Origin of the sequence: Cysteiniphilum sp. 19S12-1, assembly GCF_052030685.1 — a bacterium.
Taxonomy (GTDB): domain Bacteria; phylum Pseudomonadota; class Gammaproteobacteria; order Francisellales; family Francisellaceae; genus Caedibacter.
The window spans coordinates 1-1,466 of record NZ_JBQAJM010000078.1; the positions used below are offsets into that span (position 1 = coordinate 1).

The following is a 1,466-nucleotide window of genomic DNA, read 5'->3' on the forward strand; positions in this document are numbered from 1 at the left end:
GAGAGCATTCCTGACGCGGTTTTATTTTATGCTGTTTTATGATACTCTATTTTTGTAATCTAAGATCATGGAGTAACTTATGGCACTTAAGCAACGAATCGTAACTGAGATTTATGATGACCAAACACAAGATATAATTCATCGAGAAGTAACTGAAGAGAAAGTGATTAAATCACCAAAATCAATAGATGATTTAGGTTACAACCATGTAGAACAAATAGAGATATTGCACCGTGTACAGGATAATTACCTGAAATTTCAATCAACTGTTTACGATCTTGAAAATACCTGCCCAGTATGTGGCAGTGAAATGAGAAATTACGGAACTTATGAATCCAACTTTAACAGCGTATTCAGTGATCATAAGATAAACTTACCTAGAAGAAGATGTACTAATCATGAGTGTCGAAAGCTTATAACTTATAGCATTCAAGGCTTGTTTGGGGACTACCGTCATCCTGATTTATTAGAGATGCAAGCAGTTGCCGCATCTAAGATGTCATTCGTTGAAGCGCAGCATGAATTAGATGCGCAAGTAAAGCGTCATCGACCAGTGAATGGCCAGCTGAATTTAAAGAGAACAGCTGAGCGTGTTGGACAGCATTTGCATGAGATACATCAAGATGAAGATTGTCTTAAGAATTTTGAAATCAAAACTGCAGCAGAATTAATTGTGCAAACTGATGGTGGTTATATTAAAGATAAGCATCCAACTCGAGGTAACTTCGAAGCCTTGCTCACTAAAGTTTATAACCCTGAAAATTTAGTCAGAAAAGCATCTAAAAAAACAGATAATGTAGATAGAGAAATCACTCAAAAATCTTATGCAGCTTCAAGTTATAAGGATCATCATAAATCAATTAAAGCGATGACTTTGATTGCCGCAAAGAAGGAGGGGTTGACCAAACAAACTGATGTCATTGCCTTATCAGATGGTGCTAAGAATTGCTGGAATGTTTTAAAATCCCTTAAAAAACACTGCAAATCAATTACTTATATTCTTGACTGGTATCATATATCTAAGAAGTTTGATACGTTAATTGGCCAATTAAACAGTGATAAGTCTGAGCAACTTACGTCCATTAAATGGAAGGTGTGGCATGGTAAAACTGATGAGGCAATCACTAGACTATCTGAGCTTTATGGGTTGCTTGTAACAACTGAATTTGCAGATAAGGCACATGATTTACTGAAATACATAGCTAATAACAAAGCATATTTAGTGGATTATGAGTCAAGACGAACATTAGGAAAAGTATACACGAGCAGTGCAATAGAAAGCGGTGTTGAGAGTGTTATTAATACTCGGTTTAAAAAGAAACATAAGGCACAATGGAACCGAGAGTCTGCACATAAGGTATTGCAACTTAGAACCTCTTTAGCAAGTAACCAGTGGGCTCAAGACTGGAAATTAGTGAAGCAGCATATTTATAAAAATGCAGCGTAGAAACTATATTAGGAATGCT

1 protein-coding gene is annotated in these 1,466 nt (G+C 35.9%); it reads left to right on the forward strand.

Features of this window, described 5'->3' with window-relative positions:
* Nucleotides 1-79: 79 nt before the first annotated feature.
* Nucleotides 80-1,447 carry an ISKra4 family transposase gene (locus ACTS4L_RS11270; RefSeq protein WP_440618001.1) on the forward strand — a complete coding sequence of 456 codons (1,368 nt, stop codon included), beginning with the start codon at nt 80-82 and terminating at the stop codon, nt 1,445-1,447.
* Nucleotides 1,448-1,466: the final 19 nt, after the last annotated feature.

What these genes read in the sequence shown, in the direction of transcription:
- ACTS4L_RS11270 (WP_440618001.1), top strand. Translation starts at nt 80, where the DNA reads ATGGCACTTAAGCAACGAATCGTAACTGAGATTTATGATGACCAAACA.